Here is a 20,694-nt window from a genome sequence, read left to right on the forward strand (position 1 = left end):
GGAATTTCAAGGCGCTCACTCCCCGTTTGCGATGCCTTCTTCTTCTGCCCCTTTGCCTTCCGCTCCCCGGATCCTGGAGACCAAGCTCAACCCGCCGGCCTTTGTGGCCACGCAGGTGCCGCGCAACGCCATCGCGCAAGAAGTTGCCGCGGCCGCCGTCAAGCTGGTGCTGGTGCGCGCGCCGGCCGGCTTCGGCAAGACCACCGCCATGGCGCAGATGCGCGAGCGCATGGAGGCACAAGGCACCGGCACCGCATGGCTCACGCTGGACCGCGCCGACAACGACGTCTCGCGCTTCCTCAACTGCCTGGCCGAAGCCGCGCTGCGCCTGGGCGTGGAAGAGCCGCGCACCGGCGGGCCGTTCGACGCCGTGGCCGCGCTGGATGCGCTGGCCGCGCACGACTCGCCCTTCACCCTGTTCCTGGACGACTTCGAGGTGGTGCAGGAGCCCGCCGTGCTGGGCCTGGTGCGAGAAATCATCGAGCACCTGCCGCGCCGCGGGCAGTTGGTGATCGGCTCGCGCAGCCTGCCCGACCTCGGCCTGGGGCGGCTGCGCGCTCGCGGCCAGCTGGTGGAGATAGACACCGACCGCCTGCGCTTCACGCTCGAAGAAACCGCCGCCTTCTTCGGGCTGCGGCAGGCCAACGCATCGAACGCACCTGGCGCACCCCAAGGCCCGCACGCCCTGCCCGCCGACCTGCTCTCCCAGCTGCACCACAAGACCGAAGGCTGGGTCGCCGCCATCTGGCTCGCGTCGATGGCGCTGGAGCGGCACGGCACCGCGACCGGTTTTGTGGAGCGCTTCTCGGGCTCCGACCGCGCGGTGGCCGACTACCTCGCCGAAGACGTGCTCGCGCACCAGCCGCCGGAGATACGCGACTTTCTGCTGCGCACCAGCATCCTGCGGCAGCTCGACGCCTCGGTGTGCCAGGCGCTCAACCCGCGCATCGACAGCGCCGCCATGCTGGAGCAACTGGCCGCGGCCAATCTCTTTCTGACACCGGTGAGCGGCGACGGCCGCGCGTGGCGCTATCACAGCCTGTTCGCCGACTTCCTGCGCGCACAGCTCGCGCGCGAGCTGCCCGGCGAGATCGCGCGGCTGCACCTGGCGGCCTCGGGCTGGTACGAATCGCAGGACCGCCCCGTGCCCGCCATCGACCACGCGATCGAGGGCGGCGACCATCCGCATGCGCTGACCCTGCTCGACAGCTACGCCGGACAATTTCTGGAGCAGGGCCGCATGCGCATGCTCGCGCGCTGGTTTGCGGCCATCCCCAGCCACCGCCTGCGCGCGCACCCGTTTCTGCAACCCATCGCGCTGTGGGCCGTTTGCTTCACGCGCGGGCCGTGGGAGGCGATGCAGATGCTGGCGCAATCGGGCTGCATCGACAGCGCCATTCCCGAAGTGCGGGCCAGCGCCCACGCGCTGGTGCCGCTGCTGCTGGCCATGCAGGACAAGCACGACGAAGCCTACGAAGCCGGCCGCGCCAGCCTGGCGCGCATGCCCACCGGCCTGGCCTTTGCCGACAGCGTGCTGCTCAACGCCATGGCCAACATCCTGGCCGTGCGCGGCGACCCGCACGAGGCGCAGCGCCTGCTCGACGCGGCGCGCCGCGCGCAGGGCGACAGCACGTTCAACCGCATGTACACCGAATCGCTCGCGGGCCTGTTCGACCTGCAGGAAGGCCGACTGCGGCAGGCCAGCGCGCGGCTGCGGATGGCCGTCGACACCACGCATGCGGTGTCCTACAACCACAGCCACGGCAACGCGTGGGCGGGCGTGCTGTATGCGGGCGTGGTGTACGAATCGAACCAGCTGCTGCAGGCCGGCCACCTGCTGAACGTGTATCTGCCGCTCGCGCGCGACGTGGGGCTGCCCGACCACATGATCCTGAGCCATGTGATGCGCTCGCGCATTGCGTTCTGCGCGGGCGACATCGATGCCGCCATGCAGGCGCTGACCGAGCTCGAATACCTGGGCCACCAGCGGCAGCTGCCGCGCGTGGTGGCCGGCGCCAAGCTGGAGCGCTCGCGCATGCTGCTGCTGCAGGGCAACGGCCCCGCGGCACGCGACGAACTGGCGCGCGCGGACGACGACCCGGCCCTGTGGGAGCGCGAGCGCCGGCAGCGATTGCCCGCCCACGACCTGGACTACCTGGCGCTGGCGAAGGCGCGGTGGGAGATTGCGTTCGGCGATGCGCGGGGTGCGGTGGCGGTGCTGGACGCCGAGATTCAGGCGGCTTTGGCGGCGACCCGACATCGGCGGGTGTTGAAGCTGCGCGTGCTGCGGGCCATGGCGCTGCAGCGGGCTGGTGATGTGGCGTCGGCTGTGGAAGAGATGGGGGCGGTGCTGGCGGTGGCGAGCCAGGAAGGGTTTGTGCGGCTCATCCTGGATGAAGGGCCGGCAGTGGGCGCATTGGTGCAGCGGGTGGCGAATGCTGCCGCGATGCAGGAGAGTGCCGCTGTTGCTGCTTCCCCTTCGTCGCGGGGTGATCCGATCCTGGCGGACTATCTCCAGCGCCTGCTGCAGGCGATGGGGGCTGTGGACGCGGAGCCGGCTCTTTCAGGGGATGGGCTCAAGGAGCCGCTGACGCGCAAGGAGATTCGCGTGCTGCAGCTGCTGGCCGAGGGATATTCGAACGCCGCGATGGCGGAGAAGCTGTTCGTGTCGGACAGCACGGTGCGCACGCATCTGCGTAATATCAATATGAAGCTGGATGCGAAGAGTCGGACGCAGGCGGTGGCGATTGGGCGGAGGGTGGGGGTGATTAGATAGCGTCTTTTAACGATTGGGTCGATTGGTAGTAAAACCCGTCCCTATCTATCTAATTACAGATCTGGGCGGATATATAACACGCATATCCTTCCGGAATTGCACAAGTCCACCATAGCTCGGATGCCTCACTGGAAATATTTTCAAGCCAAAGCGCGCCGAATATCGAGTCGCGTCGACGCCGACGGCAACAATTCGGCGAATATTCAGCCAAGCAAATAGCTCCGCATTAATATCATCGACTCTTTTTAATTCAGAAGAACTGAATTTTCGATTAGTAAAACTATGTTCTGCTTCATGTGGATGAAGCGGAAATACGTTCCACAATAACGGGGGATCTTTGAGGCTAGAAATTATTCTCCAGACTTCAGATGCGGTTCTTTCAGCAACGGCAGGAGTGCGAGTTGCTTTATTTGCGTTTGCCCCTGAATATACGCTACACACTCGGGCCAAGTGCGCTTCATCCGTGAATGCCAAGCCTGTTCGTCGTCCGCCACGATAGCCTAAATCTCGCCCCATCCACATCGTATCTACTCCCGATTCTTGGAAGGCACTTAGGTAGCTTCTTAAATTGCCTCGACGGCAACTTGCAGCGCTCTTAATATCATGCGTTGGACATACTTGACAATAAGGATTGAAAACCGAAGGCAAAACTACCTGCGATAGAGCTCGAACGATTTTTGACGCATCCATCGGCCTTCTCCAAAATTATATTTCCGATAAAGACGACTCTCAAAATCGCAACTCTTGTTGCCCTCTGAAACTCTCAACTTGATCGCCAGAAATTATATTTGTTTCGGCATTTTGCTGAGAAGATTTCACGTCTATCTTCCATTTTGGAGGAAATCGCGGAGCCTTCAATTCACCTTTTGGAGAAAACCTCTGCTTTATCCTCGTGCGACCTGTCATCTCACTAAATTCTGGGTGAGCAACGCGAGCATACTTGTCTGTTTCGCAAAACAGATTTTGGCAATCGATCAAATGTAAAGGACGCCCCCACAACGATGGAAATTTCAATCCCAGCCTCTCAAACTCGGCGTCTTGGCGATCTTTTACCCACTCAATAGTTTCTGCGGGTGTGTAGTCACCTAACGAAGAAAAGCATTTCATCAAGCCGTGCAATGCTCCTGGGCCAGGCTGTACAAAATCGTCTTCACTAAAATTGAAGTACTCGCTGTATGTAAGATCGATGGCATACTGATAAGCCAAGAATGGGCCAATACCAGGTAATCCACGCAATACGAAAAACAACTCCTGAAAAGATTTGGCCGTCAATATACGCTCCATTATCCCATCTCTTAAAACAGCAGCCAGCAAATCCAAGTGAGTTTTATGCTTATAGGTTGACTCCCCAATTCGCAATGCGCTCGGCATAATATAGGCCGCCGAATAAATCCTCTCTCCCGCCTGCATGGCATCTGTCAGGATTGAGTTCAATTTGCTCACATTGAAACTCGCCGCATCCAGAACACCAGCTTTTTCTTCCAAAAGCTCCCAGGTTTCGATTTTGTTGAATAATTTAAACAAAAGAATTCTCAAAACCGTATTGCGCGCGTCAAAATCACCCGAATAGATCACGTCTCCAATTAAATACTGACTCACACGATCAGATGCTCGATACGCATTTGTAAATCGATGCGACGAAATTATTGGGTCGTTTGTCCAAGGGCCAGTTCGATCTGTGAATCGCCTAAAATAAACTGCTTGCCGCTCTGTCGCAAATCGCCAATAAGTGTCGAATACGTATGTTGGCGTCGGAGGTGTTCGGATAGCAAAAATTAGGGCGTTCGAGTTAATGTGAGGCATAAAATTCTCTAGAAATAGACTGCAACGATTTACCGCATGCTTGGTCAAATTTTCGCACGCAAAGGCGTTCTGCTGCAGCTTTACGAAGAAGATTCACATACCCCTTGCGAGCAAACAACATGGAGCCAACGGGCATCGCCAAATTGAATTTTTTACCTAATTGGCAACGATTTTCCGAGCGGATTCGGCTGCGTTGGATTGGTCGGTTGTGCTGCTATAACCGGCTCGCTTCCTTTTACAGACTGCATTACCAATCTCCCCCACGCGCTGACCGCAGGACCTATGAGAAGTGCAATCAACGTGGCTAATACGCTAGCCAGTCCGACACAAACTGTCACTGTCCGGGTATGAATTCTACCTAGCTCGTGGACGTGCTCCTTCAACGCTTTGGTATCTCCCTCCAGGCGTTTAACCTCCTCCTTAAGATGCGCACTAAGATCAACAAACGAGTCGCTACCACCGGTAAGATTACTAATAATCCCTGGCGAAATAACCAAAGAGGCCGAATGCTTTTTATGGTCTTCTGAAGGAGCATCTAAATCCGCATACCAGATCAAAAATAGCGGCAACCCACGATGAAGATGGATTGGTTGAGGTCCCGCGTTAAACACCGCAAAAACCAAAGGTCCATGCCAACCAGGATCGACATGGAACCCAGACACATTGACCAAACCCTTTAATTTAAACGTCGCTTTCATGGAAATGAATGCCATTGCGTCGACGGGCACCTTCAATATTTCCTCCGTAAGCAAAAATGCGAACTGCCCCGCAGGCACTAAAAATGGCTCGTTCTGAGCTAGAAGCCGTTTTGTCCGCTCCTTACTTTCCGAAACGCTGGGGGTCACATAAACCTCCGCGCCCACTCGCAGTTGTATGGCGTTGCAATCTATCAATGCAGGAACGGCCGGCTCCGCTAGTTCTGCTAAACGCTGATGAAGTGTCTGGCTGCTCCAAAACGTCATGGCTTTTTCCTCGATCTTCTTTGGAAGGCGTACTCGCCTAGCCCGTTTATGGGATGTGTCGGACACCGCTCTACAGGACAATTAGTTGCAAGTCAAGCTAGAGAATTTAGGGAAAACCATAAACAAGCCGTCATTCCGATAAATTGATGCGGTTTCCTATCTGGATCTTAATCGCACATAATGGATTCGGCGACTCCGTCGTCTCGAGGACCGCAGAATGCACTCAATGTCCCCTCTTACTCAACTATCATTTTTAAGTAACCGACCCTTTGTCACACTCCCCGCGGAAATATCGGATGGAAAGGTTATTGGCTTGAACGCCTATCAACGAGTTGCTCGACAGACAGATAGGCTTGCTGGGGAGGGCCTTGAACTTCCTATTCTTGGGCTTTTTGGAGAAGTCGGGAGCCTGCTCAGCGCTCTAAAAAAGAGGAATAGAGATGGCTCTTCTCTTGATAGATATCGATCGGCGGTCGTTGAAGAACTTGGAGATACCTTGTGGTATTTCGCAAATGTGGCATCTCGAGGGGGACTTGAACTCGTCGTTTTAGCTCAGCGAATGTTTCGCGACCTAGAGGACTGGGACGAAGTGGAGTACGGCCACGAATTTGGTAGCTTTGCGGACATTCAAGCAATCCAAGACGGCCCGATTTCCGAAACCGAATTCAATAAGAGAGCTACTGATTTAGCGGGCTGCGTCGGCGATCTTTTAAATGATTTTCGCAGGGATGCGTTTCACAGAAATCGAGACAAACTATCTGCGCACCTTGTCGAAATTTTTCGCGCGATCATCTCGGCTGCCGATGCCTCGGGGATTTCCTTGGAAGATGCCGCACTTGAGAATTTGTACAAAACATACAGCCGCTGGCCTATCGATTTCACCTATCCACCGAAATTCAACTCTACTGGCAAAAGCTATGAAGAATTTCCAGAGAAGATGGAAATATTTATTAGCGAAGAAGATCACGCCGAAAAATCGTATGTAATCATGCGGTGCAACGAATTGATCATCGGTGATCGCTTAACTGATAACAAGCAAGAATTTGACGATTATCGATTTCATGATGTTTTCCATTTTGCGTTTGCCGTTCATCTAGGGTGGTCACCCGTCCTGCGCGCTCTGCTTCATTTGAAACGAAAAAGCGACTCGAACTTAGATGAAAATCAAGATGGTGCGCGTGCAATAATCATTGAAGAAGGAGTTGCGACATTTATATTTGCCAGGGGATTAGAACTGAATTTATTCAGCAACGTCTCACAAGTCGAGTACGATTTACTCAAGGCAATTAAAGATTTAATTTCCGGATATGAAGTTGAAAGGTGTGCGCTATGGCAATGGGAGCGAGCAATTTTGGATGGCTTTCGCGTATTTCGAAGTCTCAAAGAGCACCGCAAAGGAATACTTTCAGTTGATCTAAAAAATCACTCCCTCACATTTTCTCCCGCTTGATAATTTCAAAAAACTTTCAAAATCGAGGTGGACAATGAATATACATAATGTTTGCTTAATATATATTGCCCAAATGGCAAGCGTTGCAAATAAGGTCCGCGCCGAACTGGAAGCGGAGGGATTAAATGTTTGCTCAACAGAGGCAACCCTTGAGGAAATTAAGCAAACTCAAGCAGGAGCGCCAGCAATACGACCTGAACTCGCTGAGTGCATTGAATCAGCAGATTCTTGCATTTTTGTGATCCCTTCGAAACCCATTTCAGGCGAATTTGGTGCAGGAGTCGGGGAAGCGAATGCAACGGCAAAACAAATTATTGCGGTTCTCGAGAGCGGTACTCCGCTCCCCCCTCTATTCGACGAACATGCTGATTCAGTGGTTTCCGCGTCAGGGGATCAACTCATCCCCGCTATTCGGGGAAAAGTTGTCTGGGAAATTACCGGCGTCCCTAATGTAAAAATCCCGGTACGCATTAAATGCCAATGACCGATGAGAGTTTATTCTTACAAACTAACTCGAGATTATGGATTCGCACCCAATCCATTCAATGGGGTTTGCACGCTTGCAACCTGCAAACCTCAAGTTCGCACCCACGCTAAGGTGGGAGACTTGGTTTTTGGTTGTGGAAGCTCTGAACTTAACTTAGCTGATCATTTGATATTTGCACTCCAAGTTGAAGAAAAGCTGACATTCGATCAGTACTGGAACGACGAAAGGTTTTTTTCAAAAAGGCCGGCATTCAACGGTAGTCTTAAAAGAGCCTACGGAGACAATATTTACCACAAGGACGGGAAAAATTGGGTTCAAGCGGATTCGCATCACAGCCTTGACCACGGTGAGTTAAATACCAGCAATCTAAACAGAGACACCGGCTCTGACAATGTTTTGATTTCCTCAAACTTTGTCTACTGGGGCGGCTCGGCACTAAAAATACCACTCGTTTTTTTAGACTTTGAGGGTGACAGTCTTTATCCGGGTGGACGACCCCACAGGTCCATCTTTTCAGACTCTTTTACTCAAGCTTTATACGCTTGGTTTAGTTCAATTTCCTTAAAAGGCTGCCGCGGGCGTCCAGGTTCTTGGCCAGCGCCTATTTAGCGATGTGTCAATAAATCCCCACTGATACAAGCGCCTCGGAAATTTGCATTGCATGTGCGTGCGTGCGTTCACTCCAAATTGCTCCATCCGTGCAATCTAGGTAAATCTACGCAGTTTCTCGAATCCTTAGAACTACGGAAACCGGTGATACCGCCCCCTCCCCCCCATGCCTAGCATCCTGTCAACACAAGCACAGGCCATGCATCGCAATGCCCAGAGGTATCCCCAACCCAGCCGCCATGTACGGCATTGCCCCACGTCCCTGGGGCTTTGAAGTCTCGCTCGTGCGCAACGGCACGCGCTACTACCGGCAGTTCGGCAAGGCCAGCTACGGCGGGCTGGAGCAGGCGCTGCTGCAGGCGCAGGACTGGCGCGACGCCGTGGTGCGCAGCGTGCCGCCGGTGGCGCGGCGCACGCGGGCCGAAAAGCTGCGGGTCAACAACACCACCGGCGTCTCGGGCGTGTTCTGCCAGGTGGCGGCGGGCGGGCGGGTGCGGGCCTGGGTGGCCAAGACCTACATCGGGCAGGACGAGATCCTGCGCACCGACTTTCCGGTCGATTCGGTCGGCAATGCCGCGCTGGCGCTGGCCATCGAGGAGCGCGAAAAGCAGCTGGCCCGCATGTCGGGCCTCGCGCGGCTGCATCCGGCCGAGGAAGCGATTCGCCAGGGCATGACGCTGCAGCCGCCGGGGCCGCGCGCGTCCAAGCGCTCCAAGTCCGAGATCACCCGCAGCACCAATTCCAGCGGCGTGAGCGGCGTGCAGTTCAAGATGCCCAACCCAGGCCATCCGGGCTACTGGCTGGCCACCACCTTCACCACCGGCAAGGGCAGCGTGTGCAAGGCGTTCTCCGTCAAGGAGCATGGCTACGACATGGCCAAGAGCCTGGCCATTGCCGAGCGCATGCGCCAGCTGGCCGAGAAGCTGAAGAAAGCCGAGCAGCAAGAGAACACGCAGCAGCGACAGCCGCAGCCATCACAACATCAGCAACGGCAACAACCGCAGGCATCGGGCGAGCACTCCTTCCAGCGCGAGGCCAGCGGCCACTCGGCCCGGCCATGAGGAACCACAAGCCGATTCATCAGCTGCTGCGGGTGGCTTCTCATCTGCTGGACCAGGCGGCCACGGAAGTGCACGACACCGCGCTCGATCCGATTCCGGAGAACATCGAGCACCTGGGCCGCGCGCTCATCGAGGTGATGGAAGTGCAGCGCAAGCTCTTCGAGCTGCACCCGGAGCTGCGCCCCAAGACGCTCGCGGCCTCCGACCGCGAGGCCGACGCCAACAAGCTCTTCACCCAGTTCATGCTCGAAGCACTGGAGCTGGAAGACACGGGCAATACCGTGGCGGCGGTGGAGCGCTACACGCGCTTCATCGGCATTTCGCCGTCGTACCACCACCGCGAAATCGCGCGGGCGGAGATTCGCCGGTTGACCTGAGCTTCACAGCGCCCGCGAAATCACTTCTTTCATGATCTCGTTGGTGCCGCCGTAGATGCGCTGCACCCGTGCGTCGGCGTACATGCGCGCCACCATGTATCCGCTCATGTAGCCGTAGCCGCCGAAGAGCTGCAGGCATTCGTCCATCACGCGGCCCTGCGCCTCGGTGGCCCAGAGCTTGGCCATGGACGCGGTGGCGGTGTCCAGCGTGCCGGCGACCAGGTCTTCGACGCAGCGGTCGATGAAGGCCCGGCCCACCTTGATCTGCGTGGCGATTTCGGCGAGCTTGAACTTGGTGTTCTGGAACTCGGCTACGGGCTTGCCGAAGGCCTTGCGGTCGCGCACGTAGTCGAGCGTGGCCAGGTAGGCGCCCTCCATGGCCGCGAGCGCGCTCACGCCGATGATGGTGCGCTCGTACGGCAGGTCGCTCATCAGCTGGAAAAAGCCCTGCCCTTCCTGGCCGCCGAGCAGCGCATCGGCGGGCACGCGCACATCGTCGAAGAAGAGCTCGGAGGTGTCCTGCGCCTTCATGCCGATCTTGTCGAGCACGCGGCCCACCCGAAAGCCTTTGCAGCCCTCGGTTTCCACGATGAGGATCGACGTGCCCTTGGCGCCCTGCGCGGGGTCGGTCTTGCACACCACCAGCACCAGGCCGGCGAGGTAGCCGTTGGTGATGAAGGTCTTGGAGCCGTTGATGAGATAGCCGCCACCACCCTCGACCTTCTCGGCGCGGGTGCGCACGCCCTGCAGGTCGGAGCCGGCGCCGGGCTCGGTCATGGCAATGGCGCCCACCAGCTCGCCGCTGGCCATGCGCGGCAGGTAGCGGCGCTTCTGTTCCTCGGTGCCATGGTTGAAGACGTAATGCGCGACGATGGTGTGCACCGACGTGGCCATGCCGGTGAGGCCGCGGATGCTCATCTCTTCATAGATGACGGCCTCGTGTCTGAAGTCGCCGCCCGCGCCGCCGTAGTCCTCGGGGATGTCGGCGCACAGCAGGCCGAGCGCGCCGGCCTTGCGCCACACCGCATGGCCGACGTCGCCGCGCTTGCGGGCTTCTTCGTCGTGCGGGAGCACTTCGGTTTCGACGAAGCGCACCACGTTGTCGCGGTAGAGCGCCAGGTCTTCATCGCTCCAGGAACGGCGGAAGTCGATGGGCATGGGGGTTCCTTTTCTTGTGGGGTCGGCGGTGTCATGCGCTGGCATCATGCGCCGGGGCCGCGCCCCAGCGGCGCAGAACGGTGTGGGCGTCGTCGGCCGCCACGGCGGGCGGCATGACCGGCACGGTGCGGCTGAAGCGCGGCGCGGGCGCGGGCTGCACCACGCCGCCCACGTTGGCGAAGGTGCCGCGCGCCAGGTTGTGCGGATGCGCGGGGGCTTCGTCCCAGTCGAGCACGGGCGCAAAGCAGGCGTCGCTGCCTTCGAGCAGCACGCACCATTCGTCGCGCGTGCGGGTGCGGAACAGGTCGGCCATGCGCAGCTTGAGCAGCGGCCAGCGGTCGGCGTCCATCTGGGCGTCGAAGGCGGTGTCGTCGGCGATGCCGCAGCGCTCGCGCAGCAGCGCATAGAACTGCGGCTCGATGGCGCCGACGGCCACGTACTTGCCGTCCGCGCAGGCGTAGGTGTCGTAGAAGTGCGCGCCGCCGTCGAGCAGGTTCTCCCCGCGCTGGTTGCTCCACAGGCCGGCCGACTTGAGGCCGTACATCATCGAAGACAGGAGCGCCGCGCCGTCGGTCATGGCGGCATCGATCACCTGGCCCTGGCCCGAGCCCTTGGCTTCGTGCAGCGCGGCGAGGATGCCGAAGGACAGCAGCATCGCGCCGCCGCCGAAGTCGCCCACCAGGTTGAGCGGCGGCACCGGCGGCTCGCCCGCGCGGCCCACGGCGTGCAGCGCGCCGCTGAGGGCGATGTAGTTGATGTCGTGGCCGGCCGCGTGCGCCAGCGGGCCGTGCTGGCCCCAGCCGGTCATGCGGCCGTACACCAGCCGCGGGTTGCGCGCGTGGCATTCGACCGGGCCCAAGCCCAGGCGCTCCATCACGCCGGGCCTGAAGCCCTCGATGAGCACGTCGGCCCTGGCGATGGCGTCGAGCGCCGACGCTTGCGCGCCAGGCGCGCGCAGGTCCAGCTGCAGCGTGCTGCGGCCGCGCGCGAGGATGTCGTGCGGCGCGGCGGGCGTGCCGGGGCGCTCGATGCGCACGACCTCGGCGCCCATGTCGGCGAAGAGCATCGCGCAGAACGGGCCAGGGCCCAGGCCCGCCATCTCGATGACCCGGAGGCCGTGCAACGGACCTGCCATGTGTTGTCTCCTGTCAGCCTGTGGGGTTGAGGGTGCAGGGGCATCTTGGCGCGGGGGCGGCGAGGGTGCATCGTCGGAAGCGACGAATGCGGGGAATGCCACGCCCCGCTGCCCGCCTACCTGGCGGTGGCAGTGGCGGCTGCGGCGCGCAGCCGGGCCACGCGGCGCAGGTGCCAGGCGGACGGCCCGAACTGACCTTCGATGAGGGTGGCGCGGCGGAAGTAGTGGCCGACCGCCAGTTCCTCGGTCATGCCCATGCCGCCATGCAGCTGCACCGCGCCCTGCCCCACAGCCTTGCAGGCCTTGGAGACGGCGACCTTGGCGGACGAGACGGCGAGTGCGCGTTCGTTGTCTGTGGCGGTGCCGATGTTTTCGCCGACGCTGGCGGTGAGCGCCGCCGCCTGCTCCAGCGCCATGTGCATGTCGGCCAGGCGGTGCTGCAGCACCTGGAAGCTGGCGATCGGCACGCCGAACTGCTTGCGCTGGCGCACGTAATCGAGTGTGTCGCGCATCAGGCGGCGCATGACGCCGATGGACTCGGCGCAGACGGCGAGCGTGGCTTCGTCCAGCGCCCGTTCGATCTGCGGCAGCGCGCCGCCTTCGGTGCCGAGCAGGGCCTCGGCGGGCAGGCGAACATTGTCGAAGGCGATGTCGGCGGCGCGCTGGCCATCGCGTGTCGGGTAGGCGCGTGAACGCAGGCCGGGTGTGTCTTGGGGCACCACGAGCAGCGAAAGGCCTTGGGCGCTGCGCGCGGTCACGATCAGGTGACTGGCCCATGGCGCGGCCTGCACCACGGCCTTGCGGCCGTCGAGGCGAAAGCCGTCGCCCTCGCGCACGAGCTGCACCTGCACGTCGGCGCGGTCGTTTCGGCTTTGCGGCTCGCTGTGCGCGAAGGCCAGCACGGCCTGCCCGGCGACGACCTGCGCGAGCAATGCGTCGGCCTGCGCACCGGGGTGGCGCTGCAGCAGGCCGGCGCCGATGACCATGGTCGACAGGTAGGGCTCGGCCGCGAGCGCTCCGCCCAGCGTTTCCATCAGCGCGAGGTGCGCAGCCATGCCCAGGCCCAGTCCGCCGTGCGACTCGGGCAGCGCCGCGCCCAGCAGGTCGAGCTCGCATGCCAGGCCCCGCCAGAACGGCGGCGGCGCGTCGTCGGCCTTGGCCAGCGCGTGCAGGCGCTGATCGAAGCCGTGGTGATCGTCCAGATAGCGCGCGAGGCTGCCGCGCAGCATCGAGAGGGTGTCGTCCTGTTCGGTGAGGGTGTTCATGTCGGCAACCTCAGCGGGCCAGCAGATGGCTGGCGATGATGTTGCGCTGCACCTCGTTGGAGCCTGCGTAGATGGAGGCGGCGCGGTCGTTGAGGTAGGCAGACATCGAGAACACGGCCTCTTCGGGGATGGCGAGTTCGCTGTCGTGCAGTGCGTCGTCCAGCGGCAGGTTGACGGCGGCGTGGTGGCCGACGATTTCGACGCCCAGTTCGGTCAGGCGCTGGCGCAACTCGGAGCCGAGCACCTTGCCCATCGAGGGACGAATGCCGGGCGGCTCGCCGCGCGCCTGCGCGCGCAGCGATTGCAGTTCGGTGGCTTCCACGGCGTCGATGGCGCATTCGGCTTCGGCCAGGCGCAGCGCCATGTCGTCGGCTTCTTGTGCGTCAGAGATCGCATCAGCCGCATCGCGCAGGCGGCGAAGGCGTGCGCGCAGCATCGGCGCCCAGGCACCACCGCGTTCGTGCTGCAGCAGGTATTTGGCGATGGTCCAGCCCTGGTTTTCCTCGCCGATGAGTCCGTCGGCGGGCACGCGCACGTCGTCGAAGAACACCTGGTTCAGTTCGTGGTCGCCCGAGATGCTGAGGATCGGCCGGATGGTGACGCCCGGCGCCGGAAGATCGAAGCACAGGAAGCTGATGCCCTGCTGCGGCTTGCCGCCCGAGGCGGTGCGCACCAGACAGAACATGCGGTTGGCATGGTGGGCGTGGGTGGTCCAGATCTTGGTGCCGTTCAGCACGTAGTGGTCGCCGTCCCGCACGGCCTTGCATTGCAGCGAGGCCAGGTCGGAACCGGACTGCGGCTCCGAGTAGCCCTGGCACCAGTAGTCCTCGCCCGAACGGATGCCGGGCAGCCACGCACGTTGCTGCGCCTCGGTGCCGAAAGCGATGATCACCGGCGCGACCATGCCCGGCCCCATGGGCGCGCGCTGCGGCGCGTCGGCCGCGGCCAGCTCGCTCGCAAAGAGGTAGTGCTGCATCGGCGTCCAGCCGGTGCCGCCGTGTTCGACGGGCCAGTGCGGCACGCTCCAGCCGCGCGTTGCAAGGATGCGGTGCCAGCCGTTGCCTTCGGCGTAGTCGCTGAAGATGCCGGAGCAGCGGCGGCCGGCGGCGCGCAGGGCGGGGGTCAGCTCGCGTGCGAGGAATTCGCGCACCTCGTCGCGGAAGGCGCTTTCGGCTGCGCTGAGGGTCCAGGCCATGGTGGGGTCGTGTCTTGTTGGAATGCAGCGCACAGTGTGCGCTCGGTGGGCGCGCCGGCGGCATCGTCGGATCGGACGATCATTCACCGTATTCCGTAGTTCGGACGGCCATCCGGGATAGTCCTGAACGACGCGGGCGCGCGGCCGCGCAGAATCTCTTCACGGGAGTTGTTTGTTCTGTGCGTCGAAGAATGCGCCGAGCCCCACGGAGAGCCTCATGCACGTCAACACACCCGGTTTCTCGCACGCCAGCGTCGAGCGGTTGTGCGACTACGAACTGCCCGCTCCGCCGGCCAGTGCCGCGCAGGTAGCGCCCCTTGCCCCCACCCCCGATGATGACGACGACGCCCAGAACCTGGCGTTGAACTGGTGGCTGTGGATGGACGGGATGAGCAAGAACATGCTGCGGCACTACGACGCGTGGCGGGAGCAGTTCGACCAGGCGACCCGGAAGGGGCCGACGCGCGGCGGGTGATGGACCGGCCGACGCTCAGCGAAACAGATCTGCCGCTGCATCCGCCAGCCCGCAGGGCGGCAAAGGCGTCCACAGCAGGCGTTCTATCGCAGTCCAATGCATTGCGGGCACCGCATCGCCCCGGGACGAACGCACGGTTTCAAACAGGGTGTGACGGATCTCATCGAGTACGCGCTTGCCGTTGCAGGCCATGCGGTACATACCTTCAAAACCGAGTGCGATGACGACGAGTTGAAGCTCCAGCAGGTCGATGTGCTCGGCCGGATTCTTCAGTACGGTTGCCATGATCCTGAAGACGTTCTCGCCGCCTTTGCCATCGCCGTGAAACCGGATCGCCAACAACCGATCCGCCCAGATGTGCCCGTCGTCGGCCGGTCCCTTCGCTCGAGCGGACAAGCCCGCGGCTTCGTCCAGTGCGCTGCACAACGTGTAGCTCGCGCCGGTGATGTACTCGTGTCGGATCCGGGCATCGCTGCAAACGGACTGGAACGTGCCGACCTGATCCGCCAGATCACCCTGCAAGGCATTGCCCTGTGCGGCGTCGAGTTGCCGGGGCATGCGAGCAAGCGCAAGCAGCAAAGGCCGCGCGGCCTCGATCAGAGGGACGCGGGCCGCCTGGACGGCAACAAGGCGGTCAGGCTGCGGAGATTGGCGCGCGAGGGTTTGCGGGCTCGTCAACAGAGGCCGGGGCGGGGGATTGGGAGCGGCTACTGCTGCGGCGAGGCGCCGGGCAAGTTGCTCGAAATGGTCGTGAGCGGTGCGCGTGAACTCTTCGCGAAGAGGCATGGGATTCTTCAGTCTCCTGGCGCAGGGAAAGCGTCGGCCGTTGCGCTGCGGTCTGGGCGTTGAGCGTGCCCGGGATTTTCTCGATCCATTCTTGATTTTTGCTTTGATGGTGTTGATTGCTCGGGGCGCGACCGATCACTCAATCTCTACGCGCCTGGGCTTCAGCCAGCGCCTCCGCCGTGCCGTAATGCGTGAGGAACTCGATTTCATCCGCCTTGCTCAACCGGCCCTGCGCCCGGTACACCAACGCCGTCATCACGGCGCCCGTTTGCACAGGGCGGTCTTCGGGCTCACCCATGCCGCTGTCGCTCTGCCACTCCTTGGGAAAGCGCGGCCAGCTGCATGTGATCTGACTGCTCATGTGAAAGAAGGTTTCCATGAAGCCGGGCCTGCACTCCAGCCGGTACTGGCTGCTGCTGGGTAGGCCGCAGTAGGTGGTGTAGTCAGGATGCAAGTAACGCGCGATGCCTTTGAAGTTGGACGGTGCGTCGGGCGGAATGCGATCGATGGTGGGGCCTGTTTCCATGTACTGGCGGATGTATTCCCACAGGTGCGCAGCGCCGCTGGGGCCGGTGACGGCCGGGCCTGCGAACAGGCAGTCTTCGCCTTTGGCCGTGGGGTCGTCGGCATCGAAGGGAGGGTGGTAGAGGGCCAGCATCGCAACGTCCTGCTTGTCCCAGTAGTTGGTGCTTTGGGGATCGAACAGTGCGACCAGTCGATCCCACTCGAACACCGCATTTCCTCCGCAGTACTGGGGACGCAGCACATACACCTTGCGTGTGAGTCGATTGAAACGGATGCGGCCTCGTGCGGAAGTGAAGAAGCAGGTGCGCATGCCCATGTAGTAGAACCAGGCGAAGATCATGAAGGCGGAGGCTGAAGCCAGGGGAAAAAGCAGGAGCCATCCAAACCAAAGAAGAATATTTGGAACCTCATCGCCGACAACAAAGAAAAATATAACCTCATGGAAAAGCAGCGGGTGTACTGCAAACCCGTACCACATCCAAACAATAAACAACCCTGGCAGGATTACATAGAGGTTTGCTATCCCTGCACGCCACTGCAAATTCCACCCCGGATTGCACACCTCCAGATAAGCCTCGTTCTGGGCGTAGGCGCTGCCGTTGGGAATCGTGATACCCCTCGCGCCAGAGCGATTGGTCGGCCATTGCTTTTGTCCATCCAGATTGATGTGTGCACGACTTTTTGCCACGGCCGATCTGTGTAGGCGGGCATAGCCCTCTTCGCGAATGAACATGGGACGATCTCAAGCGGGTCGTTGCAGCGGGTGCATCCACACCGCGTCTTTGAGCTTGTTGCTTGCCAAGTTCGTGACCTTCAAGTCGACTCTCCGGCCGACCGCGCCTTGGCTTTCGCGATTGCCTCGGGCGTTCCGTAGCGTTCCATCAATTCCACCTCGTCGGCCTTGCTCAACCGGCCCTTGGCGCGATAGACCAGTGCGGTCATCACGGCCCCCGTCTGCACGGGGCGGTCTTCGGGCTCACCCATGCCACTGTCGCTCTGCCACTCCTTGGGAAAGCGCGGCCAGCTGCATGTGATCTGGCTGCTCATGTGAAAGAAGGTTTCCATGAAGCCGGGCCTGCACTCCAGCCGGTACTGGCGGCTGCTTGGCAAGCCGCAGTAGGTGGTGTAGTCGGGGTGCAGATAGCGCGCGATGCCTTTGAAGTTGGCGGGTGCGTCAGCGGGAATGCGATCGATGGTGGGACCTGTTTCCATGTACTGTCGGATGTACTCCCACAGGTGCGCCGCGCCGCTGGGGCCGGTGACGGCGGGGCCTGCGAACAGGCAGTCTTCGCCTTTGGCCGTGGGGTCGTCGGCGTCGAAGGGAGGGTGGTACAGGGCCAGGGCTTTGATGGTCTGCTTGGCTCCGGCGCTCGTGCCCTCGGGCTCGAACAGTGCAACCAGTCGATCCCACTCGAACACCGCGTTGCCTCCGCAGTACTTGGGACGCAGCACATACACCTTGCGTGTGAGTCTGTTGAAACGGATGCGACCTCGTGCAAAAGTGAAGAAGCAGGTGCGCATGCCCATGTAGTGGAACCAGGCGAAGATCATGAAGGCGGAGGCTGCGGCCATGGGAAATAGCAAGAGCCATCCAAATACAAGATAAGGCCAATCATCGACTCCATAGGCTATGGTCGGCCAAAAGAAGATGATCTCTGCGAAGAGTAGTGGATGCACCGCAAATCCGTACCACCCCCAAATGACGAGCAGCGCTGGCAAGATCACATATGGATTCCCAATCCCAGCGCGCCACTGCAAACTCCACCCCGGATTGCACACCTCCAGATAAGCCTCGTTCTGCGCAAAGGCGCTGCCATTGGGGATCGTGATCCCCCTTGCACCTGCGCGATTGGTCGGCCATTGCTTCTGACCTTCAAGATTGAGATGAGTGCGGCCCTCCTCGATGGATTTTTTTCGCGCTATCGCGTAGCTGCTTTCTCGAACGAACATGTGTGTTTCCTCAAGCAGGTTGCAGTTTGCCCTGGGCACTAGCCAGCTCTTGCAGCGTATCCCGCAAGTTGTCGTGTATCGGCTTCTTGCCCTTGCGTTGTTTGTTTAATGGGATGTCGCGCAGCCAGGTGATCCACTTGTCCTCGCTCAAGAAGAGCACGAAGATCGTGCCGACGATACTCAGCACGGCTCCCGCCAAGCCCAAGGTCGCTGCAGCCGCCGCCCAGGCGAGGCTTCCCACACCGAAGATCGCGGCACCAGTGCCAAGGACAGTGAAGATGGCTCCAAAAGCGCTTGCCGCTTGCGCAGTTGCCAACCCTCTTTGCCCACGTTCACCAGACCTCCACGCATCCATCCCATCCAGCACCACCGAAAACATAGCCGCCGGCCCCAGAAACTTGAATGCCGTCACCCGCAGGCTCTTGAGATGCAGCGCATTGATGCTGTCCAGTCCTTCCCTGTGCGCCGCGTACTTGTAGACGTCATACCCCTTCACCCCATTGAAGATGGTTTCTTCATACACCTTGGCGCGCCAGTCATACAGGCTGCCGATGCCTTGCAGCAGCTGGCCTGCAAGGTCGAAGGCACTGCGCGCATCGAGCTTGGCGCCCAGCTGGTTGCCCTTGATGACGGCGGCGCCGAGGTCCATCAGCGCACCCAGCATCGCGGTACGCGTGCCGGGGGCCGCACCGCGTGCGCGCTCTAGCGCCGCGGCCTTGCCAGCGCGGGTGGCCGGGTCGGCAATGGACTCCAGCTTTTTGGCCCGCAACGCGATGCGCTTGGCGTTCTCTGCAACGTCGGTTTGCAGCTGCGCCACCGCTTTGTGCACCGTGCTGCCCATGGTGCTCATGCCGGCCAGGGCCAGGTGCTGCACCATGCGTGCTTCCAGCTGCGATGCTTTCAAGCCGCCGATGCCAGTCGCGGCGCGCACCGAGAGCAGGGAGAACACATGACCCGCCCACGCCGCCTTGCGCAGCATTGCGGGTGCATCGGCCTTGTTCGCTTCGTCGATGAAGCCCAGTGCCTTGTCGCCCAAGGCCAGGCGCCCGGCAACCAATTTGAGACTGGTCGCCAGCGCGTCGGCCATAGCGGTTTCGGGATCAGGCGCGGGTATCGATGGACCAGGCAACTTGCCGTTCTCCAGGTTCTTGTAGGCAGCCTGAAGGGTGGCGCTGTTGAAGCACAGCACGCGCGACAGCAGGCTGCCGCCCCACGGACTCATTGCCAACAGTGCCTGGCGGCCAGCTTCGTGCGTCTCCAGGCCCGACAGGCACTGTGCGAGATGCAAGCTCAATGCGGCACCGCCGCCGGGCTTGTTGATCTTTCCATCCTGATTGCTGAAACGGCCCAGGGCTGCGAGCAGCGTGCTGCTGAACACCCATTTGTTCTGATCGCGGCCCAGCGCTGCCACTTTGTCTTGCGCTTGCCCCTGCCGGATTTTTTGCTCCTGCAGGATGTCGCGTGCCGCAGCCTGATCGAACCATTGGTTGCAAGCGAGCTGGATGGCCGACCGGGCGTTGCCGAGTTCGCGATGGTGGTTGGCCGCGCGCGCTGCGCCCCGAAGTGCGCTTTCCTTGGCGGCTTCCTGGGGATCGCGCGGCAGCGGCGCACGGATGCGTGCCGACTCCGCATAGCCTCGGTCCACGCGCGCGACCGCGCCTTGTTGTGCAAGCGCGATCAGCCCCTGCGCCCCGACCGCCGTCTGGAACACCCATTCGTTGCTCACGTCCTTGTGATGCCCTGTGGCACTTGATGCCTGCCAGTGGCTGTAGATGGTTTGCGCTTCGGCCTGCAGGTGCCCCAGTTCCTGCGCAATACCAATGGCGTCTTCGCACGCGACGATGGCACCACCGTTGTCGGCCAGGAGTTTGGCGATGTTTTGCAGGCGCTTGCCGTGGGCACCCGCGTAGTCGGGTTGCCTGATGGTGACGGTCTCCGTGGTCGGATATGCCCCGGCATAGTCGCCCATGGCGGTGTAGGAGGGAGCGTCCACTGTCCTGGTGTCTTCATGGTCGCCCCACCCGCGCTCCACTGCATTGCCGCCCATCAGGCCGTACAACTGGGGATCCAACGCGTTGCGAACGACTTCGTCTTTCAGCGCCTTGAATTCGGCCACGTTCCAGCCACCTGCGTCTGGAGTGGGCACCGCGGTGTCGGGCGCGGCCTTTCGGCCGTTGATCCAGCTGGCCACGTCGAAACTCTGCGTGTACTTGTCGAGGTCCTTGTCGATGACACTGTTCAAGTGGTCGGGGTCCACCGGGTCGGGGTGGAACAGATAGTTCAGCTTCGTGACATCTCTGGCACCCTTGATCCACACAAGGCTTCTGTTGGCCCCCCAATCCTGCGGACTGCACGCGGCAAGGCCCTCGGCTTCGTTGGGGTGATCGACATCGAATCGTGTCAGGTAGCCATGCGAATGCACCGCGTAGCCGAACCAGGCGGGGCGCCGGCAGTTGGTTTCGATGCGGATGTACAAGTAGCCCGCGCGCAGCATGCGCACGTTGTACTGGGCTGTCTGGAGCGCCACGCCGCCTGGCTGGCTCCTGAAGTTGCCGCCGGGCTTGAGCTTTTCCAGCGCCGCCGCGCCTTTCTCGGTGCAACTGTAGGCTGCAGCGTAGCGCGTGAACAGAATCGGCACTCCGCTCTGGACGCATTGATCACAGGGGTTCTTGCAAGCCAT

General features: G+C 61.0%; 17 protein-coding genes. 7 read left to right on the forward strand and 10 right to left on the reverse strand.

What is annotated here, in order from left to right; genetic code table 11:
• Positions 1-31: 31 nt before the first annotated feature.
• A complete protein-coding gene (locus ABIC90_RS24415) occupies positions 32-2,776 on the forward strand; it encodes a LuxR C-terminal-related transcriptional regulator (protein WP_354358774.1) in 2,745 nt (914 codons plus the stop codon).
• A 729-nt stretch (positions 2,777-3,505) separates the two neighbouring features.
• On the opposite strand, the gene ABIC90_RS24420 is transcribed toward ABIC90_RS24415, so the two are convergent.
• Together ABIC90_RS24420 and ABIC90_RS24425 are read right to left on the reverse strand one after the other, a co-directional pair.
• Entirely contained in the window at positions 3,506-4,579 is a 1,074-nt protein-coding gene (locus ABIC90_RS24420; protein WP_354358776.1) for a nucleotide kinase domain-containing protein, read from the reverse strand.
• 152 nt (positions 4,580-4,731) lie between these two features.
• Entirely contained in the window at positions 4,732-5,541 is an 810-nt protein-coding gene (locus tag ABIC90_RS24425; protein WP_354358778.1) for a dCTP deaminase domain-containing protein, read from the reverse strand.
• 313 nt (positions 5,542-5,854) lie between these two features.
• On the opposite strand from ABIC90_RS24425, the gene ABIC90_RS24430 reads away from it, so the two are divergent.
• The 5 genes from ABIC90_RS24430 (at position 5,855) to ABIC90_RS24450 (ending at position 9,525) form a co-directional block, all read left to right on the forward strand.
• The gene (locus tag ABIC90_RS24430) at positions 5,855-6,991 is read left to right on the forward strand and encodes a nucleoside triphosphate pyrophosphohydrolase family protein (RefSeq protein WP_354358780.1); all 1,137 of its coding nucleotides are present in this window, start codon (positions 5,855-5,857) and stop codon (positions 6,989-6,991) included.
• Positions 6,992-7,064: 73 nt separating this feature from the next.
• Positions 7,065-7,475 (forward strand): hypothetical protein, encoded by a 411-nt coding sequence (locus ABIC90_RS24435; protein ID WP_354358782.1) that lies wholly within the window; start codon positions 7,065-7,067, stop codon positions 7,473-7,475.
• 3 nt (positions 7,476-7,478) lie between these two features.
• Complete coding sequence (locus ABIC90_RS24440) at positions 7,479-8,087, forward strand: hypothetical protein (protein ID WP_354358784.1); 609 nt, start codon at positions 7,479-7,481, stop codon at positions 8,085-8,087.
• 209 nt (positions 8,088-8,296) lie between these two features.
• The gene (locus ABIC90_RS24445; RefSeq protein WP_354358786.1) at positions 8,297-9,148 is read left to right on the forward strand and encodes an AP2 domain-containing protein; all 852 of its coding nucleotides are present in this window, start codon (positions 8,297-8,299) and stop codon (positions 9,146-9,148) included.
• On the forward strand, positions 9,145-9,525 hold the full coding sequence (locus tag ABIC90_RS24450; RefSeq protein ID WP_354358788.1) for a hypothetical protein: 381 nt from the start codon (positions 9,145-9,147) through the stop codon (positions 9,523-9,525). The genes ABIC90_RS24445 and ABIC90_RS24450 overlap by 4 nt, the downstream gene beginning before the upstream one ends.
• A gap of 3 nt (positions 9,526-9,528) precedes the next feature.
• Here ABIC90_RS24450 and ABIC90_RS24455 read toward each other — a convergent pair whose 3' ends face one another.
• From ABIC90_RS24455 to ABIC90_RS24470, 4 genes are all read right to left on the reverse strand, one after another.
• Positions 9,529-10,683: an acyl-CoA dehydrogenase family protein gene (locus tag ABIC90_RS24455; RefSeq protein WP_354358790.1), complete on the reverse strand. Its 1,155-nt coding sequence runs from the start codon at positions 10,681-10,683 to the stop codon at positions 9,529-9,531.
• 31 nt (positions 10,684-10,714) lie between these two features.
• The gene (locus ABIC90_RS24460) at positions 10,715-11,818 is read right to left on the reverse strand and encodes a CaiB/BaiF CoA transferase family protein (protein WP_354358792.1); all 1,104 of its coding nucleotides are present in this window, start codon (positions 11,816-11,818) and stop codon (positions 10,715-10,717) included.
• 116 nt (positions 11,819-11,934) lie between these two features.
• Positions 11,935-13,083: an acyl-CoA dehydrogenase family protein gene (locus tag ABIC90_RS24465; protein WP_354358794.1), complete on the reverse strand. Its 1,149-nt coding sequence runs from the start codon at positions 13,081-13,083 to the stop codon at positions 11,935-11,937.
• A 10-nt stretch (positions 13,084-13,093) separates the two neighbouring features.
• Complete coding sequence (locus tag ABIC90_RS24470) at positions 13,094-14,278, reverse strand: acyl-CoA dehydrogenase family protein (protein ID WP_354358796.1); 1,185 nt, start codon at positions 14,276-14,278, stop codon at positions 13,094-13,096.
• Between the two features lie 217 nt (positions 14,279-14,495).
• Here ABIC90_RS24470 and ABIC90_RS24475 point away from each other — a divergent pair, with 217 nt between their 5' ends.
• Complete coding sequence (locus ABIC90_RS24475) at positions 14,496-14,753, forward strand: hypothetical protein (RefSeq protein WP_354358798.1); 258 nt, start codon at positions 14,496-14,498, stop codon at positions 14,751-14,753.
• A 15-nt stretch (positions 14,754-14,768) separates the two neighbouring features.
• Here the strand turns inward: ABIC90_RS24475 and icmH are convergent, their stop codons facing one another.
• The 4 genes from icmH to ABIC90_RS24495 all read right to left on the reverse strand — a co-directional run bounded on the left by icmH (position 14,769) and on the right by ABIC90_RS24495 (position 20,694).
• Entirely contained in the window at positions 14,769-15,539 is a 771-nt protein-coding gene (gene icmH, locus ABIC90_RS24480; protein WP_354358800.1) for a type IVB secretion system protein IcmH/DotU, read from the reverse strand.
• Between the two features lie 139 nt (positions 15,540-15,678).
• The gene (locus ABIC90_RS24485) at positions 15,679-16,797 is read right to left on the reverse strand and encodes a hypothetical protein (RefSeq protein ID WP_354358801.1); all 1,119 of its coding nucleotides are present in this window, start codon (positions 16,795-16,797) and stop codon (positions 15,679-15,681) included.
• Between the two features lie 80 nt (positions 16,798-16,877).
• Positions 16,878-18,014 carry a hypothetical protein gene (locus ABIC90_RS24490; protein WP_354358802.1) on the reverse strand — a complete coding sequence of 379 codons (1,137 nt, stop codon included), beginning with the start codon at positions 18,012-18,014 and terminating at the stop codon, positions 16,878-16,880.
• A gap of 10 nt (positions 18,015-18,024) precedes the next feature.
• A complete protein-coding gene (locus ABIC90_RS24495; protein ID WP_354358803.1) occupies positions 18,025-20,694 on the reverse strand; it encodes a T6SS effector BTH_I2691 family protein in 2,670 nt (889 codons plus the stop codon).

Source organism: Variovorax boronicumulans, assembly GCF_040544675.1.
GTDB classification, from domain to species: Bacteria; Pseudomonadota; Gammaproteobacteria; order Burkholderiales; family Burkholderiaceae_C; genus Variovorax; species Variovorax boronicumulans_D.

Excerpts from the sequence above, each read along its gene's own strand:
- ABIC90_RS24490 (WP_354358802.1), bottom strand. The coding sequence starts at position 18,014 with ATGTTCGTTCGAGAAAGCAGCTACGCGATAGCGCGAAAAAAATCCATC.
- ABIC90_RS24475 (WP_354358798.1), top strand. The coding sequence starts at position 14,496 with ATGCACGTCAACACACCCGGTTTCTCGCACGCCAGCGTCGAGCGGTTG.
- icmH (WP_354358800.1), bottom strand. The coding sequence starts at position 15,539 with ATGCCTCTTCGCGAAGAGTTCACGCGCACCGCTCACGACCATTTCGAG.
- ABIC90_RS24440 (WP_354358784.1), top strand. The coding sequence starts at position 7,479 with ATGAGAGTTTATTCTTACAAACTAACTCGAGATTATGGATTCGCACCC.
- ABIC90_RS24425 (WP_354358778.1), bottom strand. The coding sequence starts at position 5,541 with ATGACGTTTTGGAGCAGCCAGACACTTCATCAGCGTTTAGCAGAACTA.
- ABIC90_RS24445 (WP_354358786.1), top strand. The coding sequence starts at position 8,297 with ATGCCCAGAGGTATCCCCAACCCAGCCGCCATGTACGGCATTGCCCCA.
- ABIC90_RS24420 (WP_354358776.1), bottom strand. The coding sequence starts at position 4,579 with ATGCCTCACATTAACTCGAACGCCCTAATTTTTGCTATCCGAACACCT.
- ABIC90_RS24485 (WP_354358801.1), bottom strand. The coding sequence starts at position 16,797 with ATGTTCATTCGCGAAGAGGGCTATGCCCGCCTACACAGATCGGCCGTG.
- ABIC90_RS24470 (WP_354358796.1), bottom strand. The coding sequence starts at position 14,278 with ATGGCCTGGACCCTCAGCGCAGCCGAAAGCGCCTTCCGCGACGAGGTG.
- ABIC90_RS24450 (WP_354358788.1), top strand. The coding sequence starts at position 9,145 with ATGAGGAACCACAAGCCGATTCATCAGCTGCTGCGGGTGGCTTCTCAT.
- ABIC90_RS24460 (WP_354358792.1), bottom strand. The coding sequence starts at position 11,818 with ATGGCAGGTCCGTTGCACGGCCTCCGGGTCATCGAGATGGCGGGCCTG.
- ABIC90_RS24415 (WP_354358774.1), top strand. The coding sequence starts at position 32 with ATGCCTTCTTCTTCTGCCCCTTTGCCTTCCGCTCCCCGGATCCTGGAG.
- ABIC90_RS24435 (WP_354358782.1), top strand. The coding sequence starts at position 7,065 with ATGGCAAGCGTTGCAAATAAGGTCCGCGCCGAACTGGAAGCGGAGGGA.
- ABIC90_RS24455 (WP_354358790.1), bottom strand. The coding sequence starts at position 10,683 with ATGCCCATCGACTTCCGCCGTTCCTGGAGCGATGAAGACCTGGCGCTC.
- ABIC90_RS24495 (WP_354358803.1), bottom strand. The coding sequence starts at position 20,694 with ATGGCTTGCAAGAACCCCTGTGATCAATGCGTCCAGAGCGGAGTGCCG.
- ABIC90_RS24465 (WP_354358794.1), bottom strand. The coding sequence starts at position 13,083 with ATGAACACCCTCACCGAACAGGACGACACCCTCTCGATGCTGCGCGGC.